At 56.3% G+C, this 21,799-nt stretch carries 30 protein-coding genes and 1 tRNA gene; 21 read left to right on the forward strand and 10 right to left on the reverse strand.

The window, feature by feature from the left end:
- The first annotated feature begins 18 nt into the window (after positions 1–18).
- Genes rbsK through ACWR1S_RS26895 form a run of 3 tightly spaced genes read left to right on the forward strand, consistent with a single transcriptional unit; the run spans position 19 to position 2,398 of the window.
- Positions 19–936 (forward strand): ribokinase, encoded by a 918-nt coding sequence (rbsK, locus tag ACWR1S_RS26885; RefSeq protein ID WP_454565620.1) that lies wholly within the window; start codon positions 19–21, stop codon positions 934–936.
- On the forward strand, positions 933–1,337 hold the full coding sequence (gene rbsD, locus ACWR1S_RS26890; protein WP_123592850.1) for a D-ribose pyranase: 405 nt from the start codon (positions 933–935) through the stop codon (positions 1,335–1,337). The genes rbsK and rbsD overlap by 4 nt, the downstream gene beginning before the upstream one ends.
- A gap of 32 nt (positions 1,338–1,369) precedes the next feature.
- Entirely contained in the window at positions 1,370–2,398 is a 1,029-nt protein-coding gene (locus ACWR1S_RS26895) for a nucleoside hydrolase (protein WP_093432149.1), read from the forward strand.
- Positions 2,399–2,431: 33 nt separating this feature from the next.
- On the opposite strand, the gene ACWR1S_RS26900 is transcribed toward ACWR1S_RS26895, so the two are convergent.
- Positions 2,432–2,644 (reverse strand): hypothetical protein, encoded by a 213-nt coding sequence (locus ACWR1S_RS26900; RefSeq protein WP_454565621.1) that lies wholly within the window; start codon positions 2,642–2,644, stop codon positions 2,432–2,434.
- A gap of 131 nt (positions 2,645–2,775) precedes the next feature.
- Between ACWR1S_RS26900 and ACWR1S_RS26905 the strand changes: the two genes are divergently transcribed.
- Complete coding sequence (locus tag ACWR1S_RS26905) at positions 2,776–3,081, forward strand: hypothetical protein (RefSeq protein WP_454565622.1); 306 nt, start codon at positions 2,776–2,778, stop codon at positions 3,079–3,081.
- Between the two features lie 169 nt (positions 3,082–3,250).
- Entirely contained in the window at positions 3,251–3,568 is a 318-nt protein-coding gene (locus tag ACWR1S_RS26910; protein WP_077571951.1) for an I78 family peptidase inhibitor, read from the forward strand.
- 72 nt (positions 3,569–3,640) lie between these two features.
- On the opposite strand, the gene ACWR1S_RS26915 is transcribed toward ACWR1S_RS26910, so the two are convergent.
- The 3 genes from ACWR1S_RS26915 to ACWR1S_RS26925 are packed head-to-tail and all read right to left on the reverse strand — an operon-like array spanning position 3,641 to position 4,444.
- The gene (locus tag ACWR1S_RS26915; protein ID WP_003179963.1) at positions 3,641–3,853 is read right to left on the reverse strand and encodes a cold-shock protein; all 213 of its coding nucleotides are present in this window, start codon (positions 3,851–3,853) and stop codon (positions 3,641–3,643) included.
- Positions 3,846–4,172 (reverse strand): hypothetical protein, encoded by a 327-nt coding sequence (locus ACWR1S_RS26920; protein WP_454565623.1) that lies wholly within the window; start codon positions 4,170–4,172, stop codon positions 3,846–3,848. Before ACWR1S_RS26920 ends, ACWR1S_RS26915 begins: the two co-directional genes overlap by 8 nt.
- Entirely contained in the window at positions 4,142–4,444 is a 303-nt protein-coding gene (locus ACWR1S_RS26925; RefSeq protein ID WP_454565624.1) for a hypothetical protein, read from the reverse strand. Before ACWR1S_RS26925 ends, ACWR1S_RS26920 begins: the two co-directional genes overlap by 31 nt.
- Before the next feature lie 371 nt (positions 4,445–4,815).
- Between ACWR1S_RS26925 and thrS the strand changes: the two genes are divergently transcribed.
- From thrS to ACWR1S_RS26975, 10 genes are all read left to right on the forward strand, one after another.
- Positions 4,816–6,738 (forward strand): threonine--tRNA ligase, encoded by a 1,923-nt coding sequence (thrS, locus tag ACWR1S_RS26930; RefSeq protein WP_007913488.1) that lies wholly within the window; start codon positions 4,816–4,818, stop codon positions 6,736–6,738.
- Positions 6,738–7,289, forward strand: a complete 552-nt coding sequence (gene infC / locus ACWR1S_RS26935) for a translation initiation factor IF-3 (protein WP_170947229.1) — start codon at positions 6,738–6,740, stop codon at positions 7,287–7,289. Before thrS ends, infC begins: the two co-directional genes overlap by 1 nt.
- A gap of 60 nt (positions 7,290–7,349) precedes the next feature.
- Positions 7,350–7,544 (forward strand): 50S ribosomal protein L35, encoded by a 195-nt coding sequence (gene rpmI / locus ACWR1S_RS26940; protein WP_002553160.1) that lies wholly within the window; start codon positions 7,350–7,352, stop codon positions 7,542–7,544.
- Positions 7,545–7,572: 28 nt separating this feature from the next.
- The gene (gene rplT / locus ACWR1S_RS26945) at positions 7,573–7,929 is read left to right on the forward strand and encodes a 50S ribosomal protein L20 (RefSeq protein WP_007913489.1); all 357 of its coding nucleotides are present in this window, start codon (positions 7,573–7,575) and stop codon (positions 7,927–7,929) included.
- Between the two features lie 109 nt (positions 7,930–8,038).
- Positions 8,039–9,055 carry a phenylalanine--tRNA ligase subunit alpha gene (pheS, locus tag ACWR1S_RS26950; RefSeq protein ID WP_003226365.1) on the forward strand — a complete coding sequence of 339 codons (1,017 nt, stop codon included), beginning with the start codon at positions 8,039–8,041 and terminating at the stop codon, positions 9,053–9,055.
- 26 nt (positions 9,056–9,081) lie between these two features.
- The gene (pheT, locus tag ACWR1S_RS26955) at positions 9,082–11,460 is read left to right on the forward strand and encodes a phenylalanine--tRNA ligase subunit beta (protein WP_454565625.1); all 2,379 of its coding nucleotides are present in this window, start codon (positions 9,082–9,084) and stop codon (positions 11,458–11,460) included.
- A 3-nt stretch (positions 11,461–11,463) separates the two neighbouring features.
- Positions 11,464–11,766, forward strand: a complete 303-nt coding sequence (gene ihfA / locus ACWR1S_RS26960; RefSeq protein WP_002553164.1) for an integration host factor subunit alpha — start codon at positions 11,464–11,466, stop codon at positions 11,764–11,766.
- The gene (locus ACWR1S_RS26965; RefSeq protein WP_003179985.1) at positions 11,747–12,103 is read left to right on the forward strand and encodes a MerR family transcriptional regulator; all 357 of its coding nucleotides are present in this window, start codon (positions 11,747–11,749) and stop codon (positions 12,101–12,103) included. Before ihfA ends, ACWR1S_RS26965 begins: the two co-directional genes overlap by 20 nt.
- 89 nt (positions 12,104–12,192) lie before the next feature.
- A tRNA-Pro gene (locus tag ACWR1S_RS26970) sits at positions 12,193–12,269 on the forward strand.
- Between the two features lie 408 nt (positions 12,270–12,677).
- Positions 12,678–13,445, forward strand: a complete 768-nt coding sequence (locus tag ACWR1S_RS26975; RefSeq protein WP_454565626.1) for a hypothetical protein — start codon at positions 12,678–12,680, stop codon at positions 13,443–13,445.
- 466 nt (positions 13,446–13,911) lie between these two features.
- Here the strand turns inward: ACWR1S_RS26975 and ACWR1S_RS26980 are convergent, their stop codons facing one another.
- The gene (locus ACWR1S_RS26980) at positions 13,912–14,070 is read right to left on the reverse strand and encodes a hypothetical protein (RefSeq protein WP_454565637.1); all 159 of its coding nucleotides are present in this window, start codon (positions 14,068–14,070) and stop codon (positions 13,912–13,914) included.
- A 669-nt stretch (positions 14,071–14,739) separates the two neighbouring features.
- On the opposite strand from ACWR1S_RS26980, the gene ACWR1S_RS26985 reads away from it, so the two are divergent.
- Positions 14,740–15,201 (forward strand): hypothetical protein, encoded by a 462-nt coding sequence (locus tag ACWR1S_RS26985; RefSeq protein WP_137217965.1) that lies wholly within the window; start codon positions 14,740–14,742, stop codon positions 15,199–15,201.
- Positions 15,202–15,612: 411 nt separating this feature from the next.
- Here the strand turns inward: ACWR1S_RS26985 and ACWR1S_RS26990 are convergent, their stop codons facing one another.
- The 4 genes from ACWR1S_RS26990 to gspH form a co-directional block, all read right to left on the reverse strand.
- A complete protein-coding gene (locus ACWR1S_RS26990) occupies positions 15,613–15,876 on the reverse strand; it encodes a hypothetical protein (protein ID WP_454565627.1) in 264 nt (87 codons plus the stop codon).
- Complete coding sequence (locus tag ACWR1S_RS26995; RefSeq protein ID WP_454565628.1) at positions 15,863–16,420, reverse strand: NADAR family protein; 558 nt, start codon at positions 16,418–16,420, stop codon at positions 15,863–15,865. Before ACWR1S_RS26995 ends, ACWR1S_RS26990 begins: the two co-directional genes overlap by 14 nt.
- A 77-nt stretch (positions 16,421–16,497) precedes the next feature.
- Positions 16,498–17,109: a PulJ/GspJ family protein gene (locus ACWR1S_RS27000; RefSeq protein ID WP_454565629.1), complete on the reverse strand. Its 612-nt coding sequence runs from the start codon at positions 17,107–17,109 to the stop codon at positions 16,498–16,500.
- A complete protein-coding gene (gene gspH, locus ACWR1S_RS27005) occupies positions 17,106–17,567 on the reverse strand; it encodes a type II secretion system minor pseudopilin GspH (protein ID WP_454565630.1) in 462 nt (153 codons plus the stop codon). The genes ACWR1S_RS27000 and gspH overlap by 4 nt, the downstream gene beginning before the upstream one ends.
- A 114-nt stretch (positions 17,568–17,681) precedes the next feature.
- On the opposite strand from gspH, the gene ACWR1S_RS27010 reads away from it, so the two are divergent.
- On the forward strand, positions 17,682–18,113 hold the full coding sequence (locus ACWR1S_RS27010) for a type II secretion system protein N (RefSeq protein ID WP_454565631.1): 432 nt from the start codon (positions 17,682–17,684) through the stop codon (positions 18,111–18,113).
- A gap of 6 nt (positions 18,114–18,119) precedes the next feature.
- Here ACWR1S_RS27010 and gspI read toward each other — a convergent pair whose 3' ends face one another.
- On the reverse strand, positions 18,120–18,506 hold the full coding sequence (gspI, locus tag ACWR1S_RS27015) for a type II secretion system minor pseudopilin GspI (protein ID WP_454565632.1): 387 nt from the start codon (positions 18,504–18,506) through the stop codon (positions 18,120–18,122).
- A gap of 146 nt (positions 18,507–18,652) precedes the next feature.
- On the opposite strand from gspI, the gene gspG reads away from it, so the two are divergent.
- The 4 genes from gspG to gspM form a co-directional block, all read left to right on the forward strand.
- Positions 18,653–19,102 carry a type II secretion system major pseudopilin GspG gene (gene gspG, locus ACWR1S_RS27020; RefSeq protein WP_454565633.1) on the forward strand — a complete coding sequence of 150 codons (450 nt, stop codon included), beginning with the start codon at positions 18,653–18,655 and terminating at the stop codon, positions 19,100–19,102.
- A gap of 8 nt (positions 19,103–19,110) precedes the next feature.
- The gene (gspK, locus tag ACWR1S_RS27025; RefSeq protein WP_454565634.1) at positions 19,111–20,097 is read left to right on the forward strand and encodes a type II secretion system minor pseudopilin GspK; all 987 of its coding nucleotides are present in this window, start codon (positions 19,111–19,113) and stop codon (positions 20,095–20,097) included.
- On the forward strand, positions 20,094–21,272 hold the full coding sequence (gene gspL, locus ACWR1S_RS27030; protein ID WP_454565635.1) for a type II secretion system protein GspL: 1,179 nt from the start codon (positions 20,094–20,096) through the stop codon (positions 21,270–21,272). Before gspK ends, gspL begins: the two co-directional genes overlap by 4 nt.
- Positions 21,265–21,799 (forward strand): type II secretion system protein GspM (gspM, locus tag ACWR1S_RS27035; protein WP_454565636.1); only part of this gene is annotated, 535 nt, incomplete at its 3' end. The genes gspL and gspM, both read left to right, overlap by 8 nt.

Here is a 21,799-nt window from a genome sequence, read left to right on the forward strand (position 1 = left end):
ATTGATGAGTAATGATGTATGCCAGCAAATGTAGTGGTAATAGGCAGCCTGAACATGGATCTGGTGACCCGGGCGCCACGGCTTCCCATCGGTGGCGAAACGCTGATCGGTCATTCGTTTGCCACGGTTTCCGGAGGCAAGGGCGCCAATCAGGCGGTGGCCGCAGCGCGTTTGGGCGCGCAGGTGGCAATGGTCGGCTGTGTTGGCAATGACGACTATGGCGTGCAATTGCGTGACGCCTTGTTGGCCGAGCAGATCGATTGTCAGGCAGTGAGTACAGTCAATGACTCCAGCGGCGTGGCGCTGATCGTGGTCGATGACAACAGTCAGAACGCCATTGTCATCGTCGCTGGCGCCAACGGCGCAATGACGCCCGCAGTGATCGACCGGTTTGATGCAGTGTTGCAAGCCGCAGACGTGATCATCTGCCAGCTCGAAATTCCTGATGCCACGGTCGGGCATGCGCTCAAGCGTGCGCGAGCACTGGGTAAAACCGTCATCCTCAATCCGGCGCCGGCCAGTCGCCCACTGCCGGCAGACTGGTTTGCCGCGATTGACTACCTGATCCCCAATGAGAGCGAAGCGACCGCGTTGAGCGGATTGCCGGTGGACTCGCTGGAAACCGCAGAGCGTGCGTCCAGCCAACTGATTGCCATGGGGGCGGGGAAAGTCATCATTACGCTCGGTGCTCAAGGCTCGCTGTTCGCCAATGGCCAGAGTTTTGAGCATTTCCCGGCGCCGAAGGTAAAGGCTGTCGACACCACGGCGGCGGGGGACACCTTCGTCGGTGGTTTTGCCGCTGCGCTGGCCAATGGCAAGTCCGAGGCCGAGGCTATTCGCTACGGGCAAATCGCCGCCGCGCTGTCGGTAACCCGTGCCGGCGCGCAGCCGTCCATTCCAACCCAATCCGACGTACAGGCCTTTAAACACGCATGAAAAAGACTCCTCTGCTCAACGTCGCCTTGTCGCGGCTGATCGCGTCTCTGGGCCATGGCGACATGGTGGTTATCGGTGATGCCGGGCTGCCAGTGCCGCCGGGCGTCGAGCTGATTGATCTGGCGCTGACCCACGGCGTCCCGGATTTCATCAGCACCCTGAAAGTCGTGCTCAGCGAGATGCAGGTGGAAAGCCATGCGCTGGCCAAAGAAATCTTCGACAAACAACCGACCGCGCTGAATACGCTGGATGCGTTGAACGAAGAGGGCGCTCTGGGTCGTCGCGATCTGCTCAGTCATGAGCAATTCAAGGTTCTCAGCCGACAGGCTCGGGCGATTGTTCGTACAGGTGAATGCCAGCCGTACTGCAACATTGTCCTGGTCGCCGGGGTTACGTTCTGATTTTTCGATTCCACATGCACAAGGAATGCGCCATGCAACGCTATGCTCAGAAACTGCATCAATTCATCCGGAGTTTGCTGCTTTTGTCCGTCATCACTGCCACCGGCGCTCAGGCGGCGGAGAAAATCGACCTGATCATCGACACCGACCCGGGTGCTGACGATGTGGTCGCCTTGCTGTTCGCCCTGGCCTCGCCGGACGAACTGAACATTCGCGCGCTGACTACCGTGGCCGGCAACGTGCGCCTCGACAAGACTTCGCGTAACGCGCGCCTGGCGCGCGAGTGGGCAGGGCGTGAAGACGTACCGGTTTACGCCGGTGCGCCAAAGCCGCTGATGCGCACGCCGATCTACGCCGAGAACATCCATGGCAAGGAAGGCCTGTCGGGTGTCACCGTGCACGAACCGAAAAAGGGGCTGGCTGAAGGCAATGCGGTCAACTACTTGATCGATACGCTGAAAAAAGCCAAGCCGCACAGCATCACGATCGCCATGCTCGGTCCGCAGACCAACCTGGCGCTGGCGCTGATCCAGGAGCCGGAAATTGTTCAGGGCATCAAGGAAGTGGTGATCATGGGTGGTGCGCACTTCAACGGTGGCAATATCACTCCGGTGGCCGAATTCAACCTGTTCGCTGACCCGCAAGCGGCCGAAGTGGTGCTGAAAAGCGGCGTGAAACTGACCTACCTGCCATTGGATGTGACCCACAAGATTCTCACCAGTGACGCGCGCCTGAAGCAGATCGCCGCGCTGAATAACAACGCGAGCAAGATTGTCGGCGACATCCTCAATGAGTACATCAAGGGCGACATGGAGCACTACGGTATTCCGGGTGGCCCGGTGCATGACGCTACCGTTGTCGCCTATCTGCTCAAGCCGGAACTGTTCACCGGTCGTTCGGTGAATGTCGTGGTGGATAGCCGTGAAGGGCCGACTTTCGGTCAGACCATCGTCGATTGGTATGACGGCCTGAAGGCGCCGAAAAACGCTTTCTGGGTGGAAAACGGCGACGCGCAGGGCTTCTTTGACTTGCTGACCGAGCGCCTGAAACGTTTGAAATAAGGCTGAAACCCGCAGGTGCCAATCTGCGGGTTTTTATTCTCTCTCGGTATCCAGTGTGACCTTGTGGTCGTGCTGATACCGCTCGAACACTTGAGCGATAAACGTTTGTGCGCCCTGTGTTCCCATCGTCTTGACCAGCAGGTCGATGCTGATCAACGCCAGCTCCTCCGAACTGCCCGGGCTATATGAGCTGTGCCCCTTCGGCCACAGGACTTTGATGTCGGCGGTGATGCTTACGGTGCTCATGAGTGTGCTCGAAGAGTCGGGAATGTATGAGAGCGAGTTAACCATTTTGTGGGGCGTTTGGCACTGCGACTTAGGCATGAACGGATCGCTATGCGACACTTGGTCTTTTAAAGCTTTCCAAGGATCGTGTTGTGCAGATCGATTTGAACACCCCTGACGGCCTCACACTCGAAGCCGTGCGTCAATTGCTCGCTTCGGCCAGTGATGATGAGCACACGCAGGTGCGCGTGACCAAGGGCGGTATCGCTTATATTTCTTCGGGCATCACCGGAGGGCAGGATATCGACGGTTTGCTTTTTCGCCTGGAAACCTGGGCCAAGGGTTCGGGGTACGTCGGCAATGTCGCGGCCAGCGACGAGGTGTGGGTGATGCAGATTTTCAACGCACTGAAGGACAACTGGCCGAATCCGCCGTATGACTACATCGACGTCTACTGAGCGCCGTTAATATTCAGTCACGATTGATTGCTGAAGTGACGCATGCTGCTCAGGCACACTCGGCGTTTTTCCGATCGTGGGGCGGGGTGATGGCCTTGGCCGTGAAACCAATCGCTGGAATGACGGTCGCACGATCTCAGCTTAACCATTTTGAAAACAAGGAGGCTTCATGCCTTTGAAGTTCGCGACACTGGGTGCACTTATGGCCGCTGCCATGTTGGCCGGTTGCAGCACGACCTCCAGCGAGTCGGCAAAGGAAACTGCGGCGACCGAAGCCGGTCACAGCCGCTGTGAAGCAACGGCGGCGGAATTCGCCATCGGCAAGAAAGCTTCACCCGAACTGCTGGAGCAGGCACGCAACAAAGCCGGGGCGCAAAATGCCCGCTTCCTCAAGCCGAACGACATGATCACGCTCGAGTACCGCTCTGATCGCTTGAATCTGAACACCGACAACAACCTGGTGATCACACGCGTCAACTGCGGCTGATTAGCGAAGGCTTTTGTTGCAGGCATAAAAAACCCCGTCACATGGACGGGGTTTTTTTAGTGCGCCGAGAAATTACTCTGGGCGAACCTGTGCAGCTTGCATACCCTTTTGGCCTTTCTCAGCCACGAAGGAGACGGTCTGGCCTTCTTTCAGGCTTTTGAAACCGTCGGATTCGATAGCTTTGAAGTGTACGAACAGGTCGTCACCGCCACCTTGAGGAGTGATGAAGCCGAAGCCTTTTTCATCGTTGAACCACTTAACGGTGCCGGTTTGGCGATTAGACATGGTGTATCTCCAAGAAACATATATTTTTCAGTACTGTGCTGCTCAGGCCAACTGGGCACACCCGGGTATCATAGTCGAAATGTTCGCTTTGGTAGCCCCCCGGACGTGCTGTTTGCCAATCAGTCGTGTTTTCTTTGCTGTCCTTTTTCGCTGAAAGCCCCGGTTTAAAAGGCTTTGAGCGGAAAGTAAAGACAATAAAAAAACCTGTAAAACCTGCATAAATCGTCTGAAAAGGCTCAAATTCAGCCCGTTTCAGGGGCGCTGAGCCGAATCCGAATGGTTTTTCAATCACTTTTTCGCCGGTGAATTTGCCTTGCATTTGGCAATTTGGCCCAGTGCTTTCTGCTGCAGTTCAGGGGTGGCCTTGTTGTCCATCAGGGCCTGAATGTCGGCTGCAGGATAAGACTTGATGGCGTCAGCGCCACAAGCACAGTGCGATTTGGCCGCAGCAGCGCCAATTTGCGGAGTCGCCGCCTGGGTGCACTGCGCCATGTACTTGTCACGCTCGCCCTTCGGCCAGTCGGCGTGGGCACTCAGCGGCAGCAACATAACGATAGGGGCGACGACGGCGAACAGGGTATTCAGACGCATGCGAGGATGCTCCTTGTGGGTCAATGTCTTGTTATCTGAGGGCTGAAGGGGCCATCAAGTTCAGCACTCTGGCATAAAAACAGACGATTTGCCTTCTGATCAAACAGAGGCATAAGTGACCGCTCATCTGTGCTAGGATGCCGGGCTCATGCGTTCTCAGGCTCCGGATGACCTTCAGTCCCGGCAGCGGTCAACGTGCGAATATTTCGATTTGAATCCCAGTCACTCTGGTTCGGTTTTCCGGTTGGCCGCAAGGCTCCTGCCGCTGTAAGGCAGGCGTTCGTCATTGAATGGCCTGGACCGGATCTTGTACTGGCTCATCCCAACCCACGTGACCTTTGGTAGGGGTCACCACTAGGAGAGGAGGCGCCATGCCAACTATTACTCTTCCCGACGGCAGTCAACGTTCATTCGATCACCCGGTTTCCGTAGCCGAGGTCGCTGCATCCATTGGTGCGGGTCTGGCCAAAGCCACTTTGGCCGGCAAGGTCAATGGCCAACTGGTCGACGCCAGCGACATCATCAGCAGCGACGCGACCCTGCAAATCATCACGCCAAAGGATGAAGAGGGGCTGGAGATCATTCGCCACTCTTGCGCTCACCTGGTTGGCCACGCGGTCAAGCAGTTGTACCCGACTGCGAAAATGGTCATCGGGCCGGTCATCGACGAAGGCTTCTATTACGATATCGCCTTCGAGCGTCCTTTCACTCCGGACGACATGGCCGCTATCGAACAGCGCATGCAGCAGCTGATCGAAAAAGATTACGACGTCATCAAGAAAGTCACTCCGCGCGCCGAAGTGATCGAAGTGTTCAAGGCGCGTGGCGAAGACTACAAGTTGCGCCTGGTCGAGGACATGCCGAACGAACAGGCCATGGGGCTGTACTATCACGAAGAATACGTCGACATGTGCCGTGGTCCGCACGTGCCGAACACCCGCTTCCTGAAATCCTTCAAGCTGACCAAACTGTCGGGCGCCTACTGGCGTGGCGACGCCAAGAACGAGCAATTGCAGCGCGTTTATGGCACCGCTTGGGCAGACAAGAAGCAGCTGGCGGCTTACATCCAGCGCATCGAAGAAGCGGAAAAGCGCGATCACCGCAAGATCGGCAAGCGTCTGGGCCTGTTCCACACCCAGGAAGAATCCCCGGGCATGGTGTTCTGGCACCCGAACGGCTGGACTCTGTACCAGGTGCTCGAGCAGTACATGCGCAAGATCCAGCGCGACAACGGCTACCTTGAGATCAAAACCCCTCAAGTCGTTGACCGCAGCCTGTGGGAGAAATCCGGGCACTGGGCCAACTACGCCGACAACATGTTCACCACGCAGTCGGAAAACCGCGACTACGCCATCAAGCCGATGAACTGCCCGTGCCACGTGCAGGTGTTCAACCAAGGCCTGAAAAGCTACCGCGAGTTGCCGATGCGTCTGGCCGAGTTCGGTGCCTGCCACCGGAATGAGCCGTCGGGGGCATTGCACGGCATCATGCGCGTACGTGCGTTCACTCAGGACGACGCCCACATCTTCTGCACAGAAGAGCAGATGCAGGCTGAGTCCGCTGCGTTCATCAAGTTGACCATGGACGTTTACCGCGACTTCGGCTTTACCGATGTCGAGATGAAACTGTCCACTCGTCCGGAAAAACGCGTCGGTTCCGACGAGCTGTGGGATCGCGCTGAAGCTGCTTTGGCTGCAGCCCTTGATTCTGCGGGCCTGCCGTACGATCTGCAGCCGGGTGAGGGTGCGTTCTACGGTCCGAAGATCGAGTTCTCGCTGAAAGACTGCCTCGGTCGCGTCTGGCAATGTGGTACTCTGCAGCTCGATTTTAACCTGCCTGTCCGTTTGGGTGCTGAATACGTCTCTGAAGACAACAGCCGCAAACACCCGGTGATGCTGCACCGTGCGATCCTCGGTTCCTTCGAGCGTTTCGTCGGGATTCTGATCGAGCACTACGAAGGTGCGTTCCCTGCGTGGCTCGCGCCAACCCAGGCGGTGATCATGAATATCACTGATAAACAGGCAGATTTTGTTGCAGAAGTTGAAAAAACTCTCAACGAAAGCGGATTTCGTGCCAAGTCCGACTTGAGAAATGAAAAGATCGGCTTTAAAATCCGCGAGCATACTTTGCTCAAGGTTCCCTATCTCTTGGTAATCGGAGATAAGGAAGTCGAGATGCAGACTGTCGCTGTGCGTACTCGTGAAGGTGCTGACCTGGGCTCGATGCCCGTCGCCCAGTTCGCTGAGTTTCTCGCGCAAGCGGTTTCCCGGCGTGGTCGCCCAGATTCGGAGTAATTATTATTAAGCGTGAAATGAGACAAGATAAACGAGCTGCACCGAAAGCCCCGATCAACGAGAATATCTCGGCACGCGAGGTTCGGTTAATTGGGGCTGAAGGTGAACAGCTTGGGATTGTGTCAATTGAAGACGCGCTTCTTAAGGCTGAAGAGGCCAAACTGGATTTGGTGGAAATTTCCGCCGATGCAGTACCCCCTGTTTGCAAACTGATGGACTACGGCAAATCGATCTTCGAGAAGAAGAAACAGGTTGCCGCAGCCAAGAAAAACCAGAAGCAGATTCAGGTTAAAGAAATCAAGTTTCGTCCAGGGACGGAGGAAGGGGATTACCAGGTAAAACTGCGCAACCTGGTACGTTTCCTGAGTGATGGGGACAGGGCCAAGGTATCCTTGCGATTCCGCGGCCGTGAGATGGCCCACCAGGAGCTGGGGATGGAACTCCTCAAGCGGGTTGAAGCTGACCTGCTCGAGTACGGTTCGGTCGAACAGCATCCTAAGATGGAAGGACGCCAGCTGATCATGGTCATCGCCCCGAAAAAGAAGAAGTAATCAACAGGGCACGGCAGGCCTTCTGATTATGTTTATCAACTGAATGCGGAGTATCCGAACATGCCAAAAATGAAAACCAAAAGTGGTGCTGCTAAGCGGTTTCTGAAAACTGCTAACGGTATCAAGCACAAGCACGCTTTCAAGAGCCACATCCTGACTAAAATGTCGACCAAGCGTAAGCGTCAACTGCGCGGTAGCAGCTTGCTGCATCCGTCTGACGTGGCAAAAGTCGAGCGCATGCTGCGCCTTCGTTAATTTTAGTCAAGAATAGAGGAAGTAACTCATGGCTCGTGTAAAGCGTGGCGTCATTGCCCGTAAGCGTCACAAAAAAATTCTGAAACTTGCTAAAGGCTACTACGGCGCACGCTCCCGCGTATTCCGTGTTGCCAAGCAAGCGGTAATCAAGGCAGGCCAATACGCCTACCGTGACCGTCGTCAGAAAAAACGTCAGTTCCGCGCTCTGTGGATCGCTCGTATCAACGCTGGTGCTCGTGTTAACGGTCTGTCGTACAGCCGTTTCATCGCTGGCCTGAAAAAAGCGTCCATCGAGATCGACCGTAAGGTTCTGGCTGATCTGGCAGTGAACGAAAAAGCGGTGTTTGCTGCGATTGTCGAGAAAGCTAAAGCCACCTTGGCTTAAGTACCCCCGACAATCACCCGGCCTCACTTCCGTGGGGCCAGGTGGTAAACGTCTTAAATAGGGGAAGAGCCTTCAAGCTCTTCCCCTATTTTGTATCTGGAGTCTGTACATGGAAAACCTGGATGCGCTGGTCTCTCAAGCACTAGAGGCTGTGCAAAGCGCTGAAGATATCAATGCCCTGGAGCAAATCCGGGTTCAATACCTTGGCAAGAAGGGCGAATTGACTCAGGTGATGAAGACCCTGGGGAATTTGCCGGCAGAAGAGCGTCCGCAAGTCGGTGCGCTGATCAACGTTGCCAAGGAACGTGTTACAGGCGTTCTCAATGCGCGCATGGCTCTGTTTGAAGAAGCCGAACTGGCTGCCAAACTGTCTGCCGAATCCATTGACGTGACATTGCCGGGCCGTGGCCAGACCTCCGGTGGTCTGCATCCGGTTACCCGCACTCTGGAACGCGTAGAGCAGTTCTTCACCCGCATCGGCTACGGCATTGCCGAAGGTCCTGAGGTCGAAGACGACTATCACAACTTCGAAGCGCTCAACATCCCAGGCCATCACCCGGCCCGGTCGATGCATGACACCTTCTATTTCAACGCCAACATGCTGCTGCGCACCCATACCTCGCCGGTACAGGTCCGCACCATGGAATCGAAACAGCCGCCGATCCGCATCGTCTGCCCAGGCCGTGTGTACCGCAGCGACTCCGATATCACCCACTCGCCGATGTTCCACCAGGTCGAAGGCCTGCTGGTTGATCGCGACATCAATTTTGCCGATCTCAAAGGCACCATCGAAGAATTCCTGCGGGTGTTCTTCGAGAAAGAGCTGGCCGTACGTTTCCGTCCTTCGTACTTCCCGTTCACCGAGCCATCCGCTGAAGTCGATATGGAATGCGTGATGTGCAGCGGTAAAGGCTGCCGCGTCTGCAAGCAGACCGGCTGGCTGGAAGTGATGGGCTGCGGCATGGTTCATCCGAACGTGCTGCGTATGTCCGGCATCGATCCGGAAGAGTTCTCCGGTTTTGCCTTCGGCATGGGCGTCGAGCGTCTGGCCATGCTCCGTTACGGCGTGAACGACTTGCGTCTGTTCTTCGACAACGACTTGCGGTTCCTCGCGCAATTTCGCTAGTCGTAACGAATTCTTAGGAGAGCAGGATGAAATTCAGTGAACAATGGCTGCGTGGCTGGGTTAGCCCGCAGGTAAATCGCGACGAGCTGGTTGCTCGTCTGTCGATGGCTGGCCTGGAGGTCGATAGCGTGACCCCGGCCGCCGGTGTATTCAGCGGCGTGGTCGTGGGCGAGGTGCTGAGCACCGAGCAACACCCTGATGCTGACAAGTTGCGCGTGTGCCAAGTCAGCAATGGCGCGGAAACCTTCCAGGTCGTGTGCGGTGCGCCAAACGTGCGTCCGGGTCTGAAGATTCCGTTCGCCATGATCGGTGCGGAACTGCCGGGCGACTTCAAAATCAAGAAAGCCAAGCTGCGCGGCGTTGAGTCCAACGGCATGCTCTGCTCGCAAGCCGAACTGCAGGTCGGTGAAGGCAACGACGGTCTGATGGAACTGCCGGCCGATGCGCCGGTGGGCGAAGATTTCCGTGTGTACCTGGATCTGGAAGACGCCAGCATCGAGGTCGACCTGACCCCGAACCGCGGCGACTGCCTTTCCCTGGCCGGTCTGGCCCGTGAAGTCGGCGCGCTGTACGACGCACCAGTGACCCGTCCAGTGGTCATGAGCATTCCTGCCATGCACGACGAAGTGCGTTCGGTAGAAGTGCTGGCACCAGCGGCATGCCCGCGTTATCTGGGCCGCGTTATCCGTAACGTTGATCTGTCCAAGCCAACGCCGCTGTGGATGGTTGAGCGTCTGCGTCGCGCCGACGTGCGCAGCATCGACGCTGCCGTCGACATCACCAACTACGTGATGCTCGAACTGGGTCAGCCGCTGCACGCCTTCGATCTCGCCGAAATCAACGGCGGCATTCGTGTGCGCATGGCGGAAGAGGGCGAGAAGCTGGTACTGCTCGACGGTCAGGAAGTCAGCCTGCGTAGCGATACGCTGGTGATTGCCGACCACACTCGCGCGCTGGCAATTGCTGGTGTGATGGGGGGCGAGCACAGCGGTGTTTCCGCGACCACTCGTGATGTCTTCCTGGAATCCGCATTCTTCGACCAGATCGCTGTCGCTGGCAAGGCACGTTCTTATGGCCTGCACACCGATGCTTCGCACCGCTACGAGCGTGGCGTTGACTGGCAACTGGCCCGTGAAGCCATGGAGCGCGCCACTGGCCTGCTGCTGGAAATCACTGGCGGTGAAGCCGGCCCGATTATCGAGACCGTCAGCGAGCAGCATCTGCCGTCGATCGCGCCGATCACCCTGCGTTCGCAGCGCATCACCCAGATGCTCGGCATGGAAATGGATTCGGCTCAGGTTGAGCGTTTGCTCAGCGGCCTGGGTCTGGGCATTACTGCCGACGGCGCTGACCAATGGCGCGTAGAAGTGCCAAGCCATCGCTTCGACATCAGCCTTGAAGTCGATCTGATCGAAGAACTGGCCCGCCTGTACGGCTACAACCGTCTGCCGGTTCGTTACCCGCAAGCGCGCCTCGCGCCGCAAGCCAAGGCTGAAGCGCGTAGCGATCTGCCGGAACTGCGTCGTCTGCTGGTGGCTCGTGGTTATCAGGAAGCGATTACTTACAGCTTCATCGATCCTCGTCAGTTCGAACTGTTTAATCCGGGCGTTGAGCCCCTGTTGCTGGCCAATCCGATCTCCAATGACATGGCCGCCATGCGTTCTTCGCTGTGGCCAGGTTTGGTCAAGGCGCTGCAGCACAACCTCAATCGTCAGCAAGATCGCGTGCGTCTGTTCGAAAGCGGTCTGCGCTTCGTCGGTCAGCTCGAAGGTTTGAAGCAAGAGCCGATGTTGTCGGGTGTTGTCTGCGGTAGCCGTCTTCCGGAAGGCTGGGCACAAGGTCGCGACACCATCGACTTCTTCGACGTCAAAGCTGACGTGGAGGCAGTACTGGGCTTCGCCGGTGCACTGGATTCGTTCACTTTCGCTCCGGGCAAACACCCGGCGCTGCACCCGGGTCAAACCGCGCGCATCGAGCGAGAAGGGCGTGAAGTCGGTTTCATCGGCGCCATTCACCCGGAATTGTCGAAAGCCTTGGGGCTGGATCGTCCAGTCTTCGTTTTCGAACTGGTTCTGGCTGAAGTGGCACTTGGTAAAATGCCGAAATTCCACGAGTTGTCGCGCTTTCCTGAAGTGCGTCGTGACCTTGCATTAATTGCACACAAAGACGTCGCAGCCTCGGCAGTACTGGACGTAATCCGTGAAAATGCAGGCGAATGGCTCACAGATCTCAGGCTGTTTGACGTGTATCAGGGTAAAGGCATTGATCCTGATAGAAAAAGCCTTGCAGTTGGCTTGACCTGGCAGCATCCATCGCGCACTCTTAATGACGATGAGGTGAATTCGACGACGCAAAATATCCTCACCTCGCTCGAACAAAGGTTGAACGCCACGTTAAGGAAGTGACGTATGGGGGCTTTGACGAAAGCTGAGATGGCGGAACGTCTGTATGAAGAGCTGGGCCTGAACAAGCGGGAAGCCAAGGAATTGGTCGAACTGTTTTTCGAGGAAATCAGGCACGCTCTTGAAGACAACGAGCAGGTCAAATTGTCCGGTTTCGGCAATTTCGACCTTCGGGACAAACGCCAGCGGCCTGGCCGCAACCCGAAAACGGGGGAAGAAATCCCGATCACGGCTCGCCGTGTGGTCACCTTTCGTCCAGGGCAGAAGTTGAAGGCCCGAGTTGAGGCTTATGCTGGAACCAAGTCATAACGACGAACTACCCGTCATCCCGGGCAAACGCTACTTCACCATTGGTGAAGTCAGCGAGCTGTGTGCCGTAAAGCCACACGTGCTGCGCTACTGGGAGCAGGAGTTTCCTCAGCTCAACCCCGTCAAACGCCGCGGAAACCGCCGGTATTATCAGCGCCAGGACGTGCTGATGATCCGGCAGATCCGCGCGCTCCTTTACGATCAAGGTTTCACCATCGGCGGCGCACGCCTGCGTTTGTCCGGCGATGAAGCCAAAGACGACACGACCCAATACAAGCAGATGATTCGGCAGATGATTGCCGAGTTGGAAGATGTACTGGTGGTTCTCAAGAAATAAAAAGCAGCGTTTGAATACTTCCAGTTTTCAAAAGCTTGCGCTATATTCTTGAGCGTTCTTCGAGGTGAAGAACGAGTTGCAAAACCAGTCGGGGCGTAGCGCAGTCCGGTAGCGCACTAGCATGGGGTGCTAGGGGTCGAGTGTTCGAATCACTCCGTCCCGACCATATAAATCAAAGGGTTGCGAGATTTTATCTCGCGACCCTTTTTTATTTTTGATCGTTTTTACCCCTACAAAACTACTTGCTCTCGTTGGAATCCTCTCCTTTTCGGAGGAGGTGGAGACAAGGTTTCAGAGTGCCAATGTCCCTGCCCCTGTGTGCGATGTTTTCAAAGCTACAGCAGAGAATTGATGTCGGAAGGCGCTGCTGGCTATTACGGTGCACACTTCGGAAAAAACAATGAATGATAAAAGAGGGCAGGCTGGTTAGCGAAGCACTGGTAGCAGTGGTAGGACGGGTAAGTATTTGATAGAACGGTTGTTTACTCAGCGTAATTTTCCCGCCTCTCAGCGGCGAGACATTTCGTTCACCTAGGGTGGCCTCGGTGATGTCTATTGTTCAGGAGATGATGATTTGAGTAAGAAGGAAAATGTTGTACAGATCGCTATTGCTTTGGCGATGCATACTTATTTCGACAGGCCAGGCATGCCTAGGTTGGAGCTTTTTCCTCCCGTGCCTGTGCAGCAGGGGAACGGCCTTCGCAAATTCTGCGCTGACTTGGTCGCTCGATTGGGAAACGCTCGTATAATTTTGCTCGAGATCAAAGAGCTCCAATGTGAGACGGGTACATTGTTGGAGTTTGACGAGGGGCAACATGCGTCCTATTTACGATTTCAGGAGATAGGCGTACCCGTAGGCTATGCCTACAATGCTGACCCGCTGCTGGCCTATCATGCTGATCCTAGACCTGATGATTGGTCGATGTTGACGCTTTCCAGCGTTAATCACAGCTCTCCTTCCTTGCTGCCCCATGGTAACCCCTCGATATCGCAGCATAGCACCCTTCTTGAATGGCTGAAGGATGATCACGGCGAGGATGTCAGCGAACAGCTAGGACAGGTACATGGTGTATTCAGACGCGCTGACAGTCTGCGAAATGGGGTACTAGTGCTGCTTCATAGCATCGACGAGAATGTGCTCACTCAGCTCACCCCTGATGAACTGGAGGACGTTTTCAAATGTCTGGATAAAGGTTCATGGCTAGCTCCCGCACAGCAGCAAAGACTAAAGAAAATACTAGGCGCTTCGTCTCAGGTATTTAACGATTTTACCAGTCCACCGCTTAAGAAATCTAAGAAAACGCGCGGTCCCTCAGAGGGGGCATCGGGGCTCAGTAAGTAGGGTGTTCTACCAGCAAATAGTTATTGGGCGGAGCGGCAACCAGCAAATGTCCGGAGGCTTGGTGACGAGTGCGGCGCTTTTCGCCTTGCTCCAAAACCATCGGAATTGGCTGGCAATTGGCTGGTGATTGTTGGCGCCTATGCCGACTAGCTCCGGTTGCTGAGATTTCACTGACCCAGTCTGACTCCTCGCAAATCTTTGCCTTTCCTGAATTTTTGAAGGTTTGGAGATGGGGCTCTCTTGCCTCGGTATGTGGGTCAATTCAGCGTCGGCGTAAACACGAACGAAGCCGGCAAAGCAGAAATGTCCTCACGGTGTACTTGAAGGAGGGGCTCACTGAGCTTTGAAAGCCTGGGCGCCAACACAACAGGCAGATGCTGAAGCGCTCCCAAATTTCTCCGCTCTGATGGCAAACACCACTTGCACGTATGATGACTTTCTTCAGGCGGCACGCCCCATCTCTGATTTAGCCAATCAACGAGAGTGTAAATTCTATGTGCGACTGGCGAGTCAAATTCAAGGGGCAATGTACGCCGTCCTTACGGACTGAGACTCGACCGGTGAGTATCCGGCCGGCATCATTGGCGGTCAGCGACTCGAGTTCTTTGATGGTGATTTTGGCCATGAAATGGACTCCCCCTATTTTTACCCCCACAAAAACGTCAGCTCCTGATGGACGTTACTGGAGTCTCGTAGAGCAAAGCGCCGCTGGATCTCAAGTAAGTACTCGCTTGGGAAAATCCAGAGTAAAATTTTGGAAGCTTTCAAGAAGTATGAAAAAGGAGATGGGGTGCTAGGGGACGATTGTTCGAATCACTCCGTCCCGACCATATAATTCAATGACTTAGCCCAATCTGAAAAGGTTGGGCTTTTTCATGCTTGGGGAATTTTGAGGGGGCATCCCGATTCTTTCCTCAAGATGGTCAGCGGCAGTCCTAGTGAATTGATTGCCTTCGATGCGCACTCAGCCAAAAGCTGCGACGTCGGGCTGCGTGGGGTCATGCTGTCGTATACACACGACTGCATCAATGCATGCTAGATGTCGATGAAAGCCATTACTCCCGATGTTAGACGACATTGCTTCTAGAGTGTCGCGTCTGTGAGGGCGCCAATCAAATCTATTGCTCTACGACTTAGCACTTTCGAAATAGCGCTATAGTGCTGATGTTACTTTGTAGGTCTGGTATATAGAAGTATATAGGCCGTAAGTATCTTTGACGCCAAGAAATATCGAACTATAGTTTTTTTTGCAGCAGACAAAAATTCTATTTCCTGGTTGATGAGGTATCACTAAATGGAAAGTAAAATTCATGCAAATAAGGGCTGGCAGCGTATCGGGAAAATTCCATCGGCAGGCAATCTTTATGCAGATGGTACATGGTGCTTCAATACTCGCGAACGAGACGCCAGAACCTGTGATGCTAAAGGATATGGTGTAGGCAAGGGCAACTACTACATTATGAATATTGATAAGGGGGACAAGAAATATCCTTATAGCGGTGAGAAGGCAATAGTGGGGCAGGCAATATTTAGAGTCGGCGAGAATGGATCGCCAGAGGCGCTGGGTCTGCGAGGGGAGTTTAGGGGGGGTGAGGATGTGTGGATGATGATCAATGACACGTTCGACGGCCTTGATGACAATGACGGTTCCCTCCAACTCAGGTTTGTTCCGGCGGGAGGACGGTCGCTAGACCCGACAAACTCTCTCGGTGATCCCATCGGTACTCAATATCCAAAGGACACGTTCACGAACTAAGAATGATTGCGTGGTTCTTGGTGTTTCTATTCGTGCGGGATGATGATGTTCTCACGTTCCAATAGTTTTCGTTCGATTTAACTTTTCTGGCTGTGCAGTTGTTGGGTTTTTCTGGTGCTACAAATCAATAAAATCGGGGGGTGGGGCGAGCACAAACAGGAGGTGCCGCTAAGCGACTATCAGAGTCACTCTGTCCCGGTCGTTTAATTCATTTAAAAAGGCCAATGCATTCTGTATTGGCCTTTTTAGTGCGTGTCTCTTTATGATATGCCAGCGCGGCTAACTTGTAGTCATTGGCAATCACCATTGACGATCAGGTACGGGTTGATTCTAAGCGTGAAACACCATTAAAAATCAGAGATCGCCTCTGCACGAGAATTGATGCCTTCCTCGACATCTGATTCCTCCCGTCTATGCGTAGTAAAGGTTCAGCGCAATCAGCTCAAACACAGCCACAAATACGCAGAACGCAACGAATCTTCGGGTAAACACCCGGCGAGGCTTTTCATAGCCTTGATAGTTACTGAATGCGCTGCAAAGGTTTCCCAGAAAATCAATAAAGTCCATCAATCCTGCATCCTCGCCTGCGTGCTTCATGCATTTAGAAAAGCCCTGGCACACGCCAAGGCTTTTTCGTTGCTGACGCCACCGCCGATAAAACTCAGGACGATCCAACCCTGCCGTCCCGCACCTGCATCAGTGCAAACCCCAGAAGATTCAGGCCTTTCCACAGATTTGGATCGTTCACATCTGCGTGATCCTGCGCGAGCCCAATTCCCCAAATGGCATCAACCGGGCTCGCTTCGACAATGACCCGAGATCCAGTGCGCATCAGGTATTCGTTCAGCTCCGGGTTTTGGGAAAACTTGGCTTGGTTTGCCCGGACGACGATGTCGTATCGGTGTTGCCGCCAGAGTGGGTCGTTGAACCCGTGCACCTTGCGGCCGAGGGCTTTGGCGGCGTTCGGGGTCGGGGCCAGCAGCACTTGTGCACGAATTTCCTGATCGTCGAACAAGGCTGCCTTCTCGGCCATCATGAAGTGTTCGGCTGTCGGGTAGCGTTGCCCCTCGACAACGAATTCGGCTTCGTACCACTGGCTGAAGCACGAAGCCGTGACGGCGTCTTTGCTTCGCTGGTGTCCCCAGAAAAAGGTGAAATCCAGAGGCTCTCCAGCGTTGAAGCGAGCGCGTAGATCTTCGAGAAGTTTAGAGTCGTGCAATGAGATTTCCTCGGTAACTGACGTTCGACGTTACCGTTGCTGCGCGTGTCAGGGCAATACGCAATATCGCCCAGAGACTAATCCAGTGGGCCCAAAACCTGGCGGTAGTGTTCTTCGCCTTGAAGCGTCTGCCGGGTCAGGCGGATTTCCAGGCCTTGGGGGTTTTCTTTGCGGTTGCCGCTGAGCTGGCGCCATCCTATTTCCGGTTCCCAGACGCGCACTTGCAGATCGCTGATGCTGTCGAGTACCGCCACTGCCTGTCTCGGCGCAGGCAACGGGTAGTGATCACGTGGCGTGGCGGCGGCGCGGTACAGGGTTTGATCTTTCAACCACCAGCGCACGCGCTGCAAGCCGTTCTGCGAGGTGGCTGCACTGCGGATCACGTCAAGACGAAAGCGCTGGTCGTCGGCACTGCGCACGCTGATTGCCGCTGGCTGCTCGGATCGTTCGTCATCGTTGTCGTTCAATAGTGGCTCGCGCAGTTCGATGCTGGCGCGCAAGGCGATATCTCGTTCCAGTTGATGCAGCGTGCGCAGCAGTGCTTCGGTGTGTTCGGTGCTCGCCTGCAGGTGCGTGTCGGCGCGGGTCACGCTGTCCAGACCGCGCCAGGCAATCAGGCTGACGATCGCCATGAGCAGGATCGCGACCATCACTTCGATCAGGGTAAAACCCTCTTGCCGGTTATTCATGGCTGGTTGGCCAAGGTCAATTTGCCCGTGGCGGTACGTTGCACGGTGAGCGTGTTCTGGCCGTCCGAGAGTTGCAGTTGCACGGGGGAATCGAACCACTCGGCGTTCAGTATCAGCGGCTGTCTGGGTGTCACTCGCACCTTCAGCGATGGCGTTTCCCAGTGACGAGGGCGCAGTTGCGGATCGGCGAGAAAGTGATCCAAGCTTGGGCCTTGTTCATTGCGACGACTGAAATGAAAGCCGTTTTTGTCCGCCAGCCAAGTGATCGGGCGTCCATCGGCGAGGGCTTCGGCCTGGGCAATTTGCAGCAACTGGATCAAGCGATTGGCGTCCTTGCGCAGCAGTTGCGCCGGGTCAGGCTTGATACTCAGGCTGACGGCGGCGCTGGCAATACCGATGATGATCAACACCACCATCAATTCGATGAGGGTGAAGCCCGTTTGTCTGTCCTTGGTCATACCGCAACGTTCCTTCGTTGTGAATCCATCCTGGCGGATTCGAACCTTCAATCCGGATAGAAAAGCGAATGTTGTCCTGTAGACTGCGGCGCAGGACAACAGGGAGGTTGGGTCTTGGCATTTATTTTTCGCATATCCGCAACGCAGCTTGTGCAATCGGCGGCGCTGATCGCTGCACTCGCAGGGGGACTGTTCTGGTCTGCGCTGTTGCTGACGCGGGCACAATCCCACGTTCCGGCGGTGGCACCCCAAGTGTTGTCGACGCGCGCCGACACAGCGGCTTTGCAGTGGTTTTCCAACCAGCCCGCACCGTTGGCTATCAAGGTTTCCGGAGTGTTGGCAGGGGCGCACGCCGCGGTGGCAATTCTGAGTCTCAACGACGGTCCGCCGCGCAGTTTTCGGGTGGGTGATCGCTTGACCCAGGGTGTGCGCGTGATAGCCATTGAACAGGATGCGGTGGTCATTGAGCGTGGCGCAGAACAGAGCCGATTAAAAGTCAGCACGCTGCCAGACTCCCCATCACTGCCTCGGCTGACTCGACCCTGAGCGGTGTCATTGGCGCTTTTCCTGCGGCCGGCCGAGTAAGGTTTCGAGTCGCGCCAGGGGCGGTGCCTGACGTTCGCGATCGGAAACCAGCAGCGTCACGCGCATCAGTCGTCCATCGGTGCTCCGGGTCATGCGTTGATCACAGCGCAGTCGCAGGCGACCTTGATCACAGTCGAAGGTTTTCAGTCCCGGGGCAAAATCTTCCTCCAGACGCAGTTCGGCGAGTCGGGTCTGCGCCGCCAGCAAAGCGATCGAGCGATCGCGCAACAGGCCATTGCTCTGGGTCATCAGGCCCGCAACGCGAACGGCCGCAGACATGGCCACGGCGATGATTGCCAAGGCCACCAGAACCTCGATGAGGGTGAAACCTCGCTCCTTGCGCAACGCTTCCATGCTTGTCTCTGCGGTTGAAACCGGCCCGCAGAATAACACCCGTCCTTTGGCGAATGTGCAGAAAAACAGTGCGTTAATGATTGTTGTACGATGACTGGCTTTTGTTACACTGCGCGCCGAATGTAATCATGCCAAGGAAGGTTGAAATGGATTTCGTGCGCGTCAAATCTCAGTCCGCAGGCCGTCGAGGCCAGCAGGGTTTCACCCTGATCGAAATCATGGTGGTGGTGGTCATCCTCGGCATTCTGGCGGCGATGGTCGTGCCCAAAGTGCTCGACCGACCTGATCAGGCCAGGGCCACCGCTGCGAAACAAGACATCGCCGGCCTGATGCAGGCGCTCAAGCTTTACCGCCTCGACCACGGCACTTATCCGACGCTGAATCAGGGGCTCAAGGTGTTGGTGGAGCGTCCGGCGGATGCGAAAAACAGCAACTGGCGCTCTTATCTGGAACGCTTGCCCAACGACCCGTGGGGTCGTCCTTACCACTATCTGAATCCTGGCGCGAACGGTGAGATCGACATCTTCTCTCTCGGCGCCGACGGCCAACCCGACGGCGACGGCGTCAATGCCGATATTGGTTCCTGGCAGCTCTGAGAGCGGCCATGAAATCATCCTCGCCACAGGCGCAGAAACAGCGCGGCATGGCCATTATCAGCGCCTTGCTGATTGCCGCCGTGGTTGCGGTGATCGCCGCTGGCATGCTCACCCGGCAGAGCGTCTTTACCCGTTCTCTTGAAGCGGAACAGTCCCGAGTGCAGGGCGCTGCCGCGTTGTTGGCGGGGCTGGAACTCAGTCGGCAACTGCTCAGGGACACGCGTCAACAGGACGCGTTGACCCGGCTCGATCAACCTTGGGCGCAGCCTGTCAAAAGCCATTTGTTGAGTTCGCCGGGGGGCGGTTTCGAGGGGCGCATCGAGGATCAGCAGGGCAAGTTCAATCTGCGCAATTTACTCAGCAATGAGCGCGTCGATGGCGGACAGTTGCGCAGCTTCGAACGGCTCTGCGAAATGATCGGAATCGATGCTGCCCTCAGCCAGCGCATCAGCCAGCGAGTCATTGCCTCCTACCCGAGAATGCCAGACCTGCAAGCCGCCGGGCCGAGTATGGCGCAGACGGGTTTCGACGGCGTCCGTGCGACGTCGCCGAGTGCGCGTCGAAGACCCTTGCCGGCCACTCAACCGATGTTACGCAGCCTTGATGATTTACGTGGCCTCGAAGGCATGAACGAGCAACTGCTTGGGCGCTTGAATCAGTATGTCAGCCTGATTCCAGCCAAGACCTGGGTCAACGGTAATACTGCCAGCGCCGAGGTATTGGTGGCGGTGGTGCCGGGGTTATCGCTTGCGCAGGCCAGGGCCGTGGTGGTGGAGCGCGATCGGGGCCAGTGGTTCATCAATCGCGGGGACTTCGTCAACCGTCTGCACTTGCCGCATCTGACCGTCGACGGACTGAACGTCGGCATCAGCAGCGATTGGTTTCTGCTGCGCGGACACGCGCGTCGTGACCAGCGCCGCGTCAGCCTGGATGCGTTGCTGCATCGACCCGCCGACGACCTGCCGAAAGTGGTCTGGTCGAGGCTCGGCGTATGACTCGTATGCGCGTCGCCTTGCCGCCGCTGGCGGGTTTGACCTCAGACTCTGAGGTTGAATTTGCGCGTCTGGATCGGCACGACCAGGTCAGTCAGACCGGTGTCAGTACGCTGTTGCTGATTGAACAGGAGTGGCCGTTACAGCCCGTCGAATTTTTTCTGCATCCGGCGGACAGCGTACTGACCAGTTTGCAGTTGCCACCGCTGACGCCGGTGAAAATCGATGCGGCGGTGAAGTGTGCCGCGCAGGCGCTGATTCTGGGTGGCACTGAACAAATGTACGTTGCACACAGTGCTCGTGAGGTCTCGGGGCAAGTGGCGCTGGCCTGGCTCGCGCAGTCATCCCTGGATCGTTTCGGGCTGTTATTGGCTCAGCACCGATTGAAGCTGCGAGGCCTTTACCCGGCGCCTTACGCTTTGCCGGTGCCAGCGCAGGGGCAGGTCAGCGCCTGCGTGTTGGACGGGCAATTGCTGCTGCGCTTCAGTCGCGCGCAGGCTTCGGTAGAACCGTTGGTGCAGGAGCGTCTGGATGAACTCGTCACCAGTGGTCGCGGCTTGCAGTGGGTCGGCGCGGATGCTCCTGCAACAGTCTTCGAACCACGACCTGCGGAGCAGCGCTGGTGTGGCGTTGCGCCGGGATGGGGGTTGCATGCAGGCATCGGCAAGGCGGCCGGACACACCATCGGTTGGGGCAGGGCAGTCTGCTGTTGTGCCTTGGCGATGGTTGTCTGGGTGTCTGGGCTGAACCTTTACGCGGCCCGTGAAGTGACCCAGGGCGAGCAGCTCAAGGCGCAAATGAGCCAGCGGGTGAAGCAGGCTTTTCCAGAATTACCGGTGATCCTCAATCCGTTGCAGCAGGCTCGCCAGCAATTGGCAGCCCGGCACAGCGGTGGGACGGCCGACGCGAATCACGGGTTTGCCTATCTGGTGCAACACGCCGCAAGCGCGCTGCCGTTTATGGCGGGCAGCGTCCAGCGCATGATCTTTGAGCAGGGACGTTTGCAGTTGGAGTTGGCTGCCGATACAGCGCAGGCACCCGCCGATGGCGCATTGTCGGGAGCGCTGACGCAGCCCGGGGTGGTCGCCAGACGCGAAGACAACGTGTGGATTTTCAGCCCGCAGGTTGAGCCGGCAGCAGTTGAGGACGATGCCGTCATGGACAGTGACGATGAATAATCTACTGGCGATCTATAGGGCTCGCTGGCTGCTGCTGCGTGCACAGATTCATCGGCATTGGGCGCCGCTGACCTTGCGCGAAAAACGCCTGGTCGCGGGCACCGCATTGATGTTGGGGGGCGTGCTGATCTGGCTGCTGTTCGTCCAGCCACCGCTGAAAAAGATTGAACATTGGCAGACCGAAACGCCGAAGTTGCGTGGCCAGGCCGAAGCGCTGGATCTGTTGTTGCGCGAGGTGGCGACAGGGCCCATTGGGCAAAACGTCGAGCGGTCATTGCAGCAATCTCTCGATGGCAGCGGGCTGCTTGGTCACTACCAGTTGCAGGCAATTGGCACCGCTTGGCTGTTGACGTTCGAGGATGCGCCCGCTGATGCCGCCATCAGTTGGCTGTTAATCCACCCCGTGCAGTTTTCACTTGAAGTGGTCGAGGCTCGTTTGCAGCGTGCAGACGCAGCCAAGGTCGACGATACGGCCGGCACTTTGTCAGGCACCGTTCGCATGGATCAGGCGCTGGGCGCTAAGGAAG

This window comes from Pseudomonas sp. AIG (assembly GCF_977020205.1).

Coding starts and splice junctions, on each gene's coding strand:
- rbsK (WP_454565620.1), top strand. CDS start 19: ATGCCAGCAAATGTAGTGGTAATAGGCAGCCTGAACATGGATCTGGTG.
- rbsD (WP_123592850.1), top strand. CDS start 933: ATGAAAAAGACTCCTCTGCTCAACGTCGCCTTGTCGCGGCTGATCGCG.
- ACWR1S_RS26895 (WP_093432149.1), top strand. CDS start 1,370: ATGCAACGCTATGCTCAGAAACTGCATCAATTCATCCGGAGTTTGCTG.
- ACWR1S_RS26900 (WP_454565621.1), bottom strand. CDS start 2,644: ATGAGCACCGTAAGCATCACCGCCGACATCAAAGTCCTGTGGCCGAAG.
- ACWR1S_RS26910 (WP_077571951.1), top strand. CDS start 3,251: ATGCCTTTGAAGTTCGCGACACTGGGTGCACTTATGGCCGCTGCCATG.
- ACWR1S_RS26915 (WP_003179963.1), bottom strand. CDS start 3,853: ATGTCTAATCGCCAAACCGGCACCGTTAAGTGGTTCAACGATGAAAAA.
- ACWR1S_RS26920 (WP_454565623.1), bottom strand. CDS start 4,172: ATGCAAGGCAAATTCACCGGCGAAAAAGTGATTGAAAAACCATTCGGA.
- ACWR1S_RS26925 (WP_454565624.1), bottom strand. CDS start 4,444: ATGCGTCTGAATACCCTGTTCGCCGTCGTCGCCCCTATCGTTATGTTG.
- thrS (WP_007913488.1), top strand. CDS start 4,816: ATGCCAACTATTACTCTTCCCGACGGCAGTCAACGTTCATTCGATCAC.
- rpmI (WP_002553160.1), top strand. CDS start 7,350: ATGCCAAAAATGAAAACCAAAAGTGGTGCTGCTAAGCGGTTTCTGAAA.
- rplT (WP_007913489.1), top strand. CDS start 7,573: ATGGCTCGTGTAAAGCGTGGCGTCATTGCCCGTAAGCGTCACAAAAAA.
- pheS (WP_003226365.1), top strand. CDS start 8,039: ATGGAAAACCTGGATGCGCTGGTCTCTCAAGCACTAGAGGCTGTGCAA.
- pheT (WP_454565625.1), top strand. CDS start 9,082: ATGAAATTCAGTGAACAATGGCTGCGTGGCTGGGTTAGCCCGCAGGTA.
- ihfA (WP_002553164.1), top strand. CDS start 11,464: ATGGGGGCTTTGACGAAAGCTGAGATGGCGGAACGTCTGTATGAAGAG.
- ACWR1S_RS26965 (WP_003179985.1), top strand. CDS start 11,747: ATGCTGGAACCAAGTCATAACGACGAACTACCCGTCATCCCGGGCAAA.
- ACWR1S_RS26980 (WP_454565637.1), bottom strand. CDS start 14,070: ATGGCCAAAATCACCATCAAAGAACTCGAGTCGCTGACCGCCAATGAT.
- ACWR1S_RS26985 (WP_137217965.1), top strand. CDS start 14,740: ATGGAAAGTAAAATTCATGCAAATAAGGGCTGGCAGCGTATCGGGAAA.
- ACWR1S_RS27000 (WP_454565629.1), bottom strand. CDS start 17,109: ATGAATAACCGGCAAGAGGGTTTTACCCTGATCGAAGTGATGGTCGCG.
- gspH (WP_454565630.1), bottom strand. CDS start 17,567: ATGACCAAGGACAGACAAACGGGCTTCACCCTCATCGAATTGATGGTG.
- gspI (WP_454565632.1), bottom strand. CDS start 18,506: ATGGAAGCGTTGCGCAAGGAGCGAGGTTTCACCCTCATCGAGGTTCTG.
- gspG (WP_454565633.1), top strand. CDS start 18,653: ATGGATTTCGTGCGCGTCAAATCTCAGTCCGCAGGCCGTCGAGGCCAG.
- gspK (WP_454565634.1), top strand. CDS start 19,111: ATGAAATCATCCTCGCCACAGGCGCAGAAACAGCGCGGCATGGCCATT.
- gspL (WP_454565635.1), top strand. CDS start 20,094: ATGACTCGTATGCGCGTCGCCTTGCCGCCGCTGGCGGGTTTGACCTCA.